The sequence below is a fragment of the Streptomyces sp. NTH33 genome (assembly GCF_003236365.1).
GTDB lineage: Bacteria > Actinomycetota > Actinomycetes > Streptomycetales > Streptomycetaceae > Streptomyces.
On the sequence record NZ_POTZ01000866.1, the window covers coordinates 1 to 1,493 of the forward strand.

Consider the following 1,493-nt stretch of genomic DNA (forward strand, 5'->3'; position numbering starts at 1 on the left):
CCGCCAGCTCGTCCGGCCCCGGCACCCGCATCGACGTGTGCGTGTCCCGGTTGGAGTCCGGCTTCGCCCCGGGCACCAGCGGGACCGCTCCCCGCCGCCGCACCCGCTCCCCGGCCGCTTCCGCGGACGGCCGCGCGGACGCCTCCTCACCCGGCTCCCGCTCCCGCTCCGGGTCCGCGTCCGGCTCGTCCACGTCCAGCGGCGGCATCCCCGCGAGCATCGGCAGCAGCTCCCGCATCCGCACCGCCAGCTCCGAGGCCCGCAGCCGCGAGGCCGGCGCCTTCGCCAGGCACTGCACGAGCAGCTGCCACAGCTCGTCCGGGATGCCCGGCAGCGGTGCCACCGTCTCCGTGACGTGCCGGCGCAGCACCGCGCCCGGGTGCCCTCCGCCGAACGGCGTGAAGCCCGCCAGCAGCTCGTACAGCACCGTGGCCAGCGCGTAGATGTCCACGGCGGCCCGCGGCGGCAGCCCTTCCACGATCTCCGGCGCGAGGTAGTCCGGCGTACCGATGATCTTCGTCGCGCGCGTCCGCTTCGGCGAGTCGATGAGCTTGGCCACGCCGAAGTCCGTCAGCAGCGCCGGGTGCGCACCGCCGGGTCCCAGCGGCCCCTGCATGTCCAGCAGCACGTTCTCCGGCTTGACGTCCCGGTGCACGACCCCCGCCGCGTGCGCCGCGGCCAGCCCGTCCGCCACGTCGGCCACGATCGCCACCGCCGCCTCGGGCGCGAGCCGCCGCTCCCGCTCCAGACGGGTGCGCAGGTCCGTACCGCGGACCAGGTCCATGACGAGGGCGAGGTCGTTGCCGTCGACCACCAGGTCCCGTACGGAGACCACGTTCGGGTGCTCAAGACCCAGCAGCGCCGTCCGCTCCTGTACGAAGCGGCCCACGAGCTCCTGGTCGGACGCGAGGTCCTCGCGCAGCAGCTTGATCGCGACGGGCCCGTCGGGTCCCTCGCCGAGCCACACCGTGCCGGCGCTGCCCCGCCCCAGGATCTGGTGGGCGGTGTACCGGCTACCGATCTTCCGTGCCAAGACTGCTCCTACAGACGCGTGTTGCCGATAAAACTACGCGTCCCCCGAGCCGACCTTCACCACGGAGGCGGAAATCACCCGCGGACTGTCGACAAATCCCCAAACTCACGAGAGCGGAGGCGACGGCGGGACAGAGCCCGCACGCCCCTCCGCCCACGCGCCGTCAGTTGCCGCCGGAGCCGCCGCCCAGGTCCTTGACCCACTTGGAGACCTCCTGAGTCCAGTCGCTCAGCTGCTCCCAGTAGCCCTTGCCGGTCCCGATCCAGCCCTGCAGCGGAGTCAGCTCCCAGACCAGCCATCCCGCCACGAACAGGATGACGATCGTGAACAGGCACCCCTTGAGGCAGCCGAGCCCGGCCACGGCGAGCAGCAGCCCGACCGCGATCCAGCCGGTGCGCCCGGTGGCGACGTACAGCATGACCACGAACAGCCCGAAGAACAGCAGCGAGGTGCCCAGGTC

1 protein-coding gene and 1 pseudogene are annotated in these 1,493 nt (G+C 72.7%); both read right to left on the reverse strand.

Going from position 1 to position 1,493, the window contains the following annotated elements; all coding sequences use genetic code 11:
- Positions 1 to 1,033 (reverse strand): serine/threonine-protein kinase (locus C1I97_RS37085; protein ID WP_111007262.1); only part of this gene is annotated, 1,033 nt, incomplete at its 3' end.
- Between the two features lie 163 nt (positions 1,034 to 1,196).
- Positions 1,197 to 1,493 (reverse strand): annotated as a pseudogene (locus C1I97_RS37090) (hypothetical protein); the annotation flags it as partial.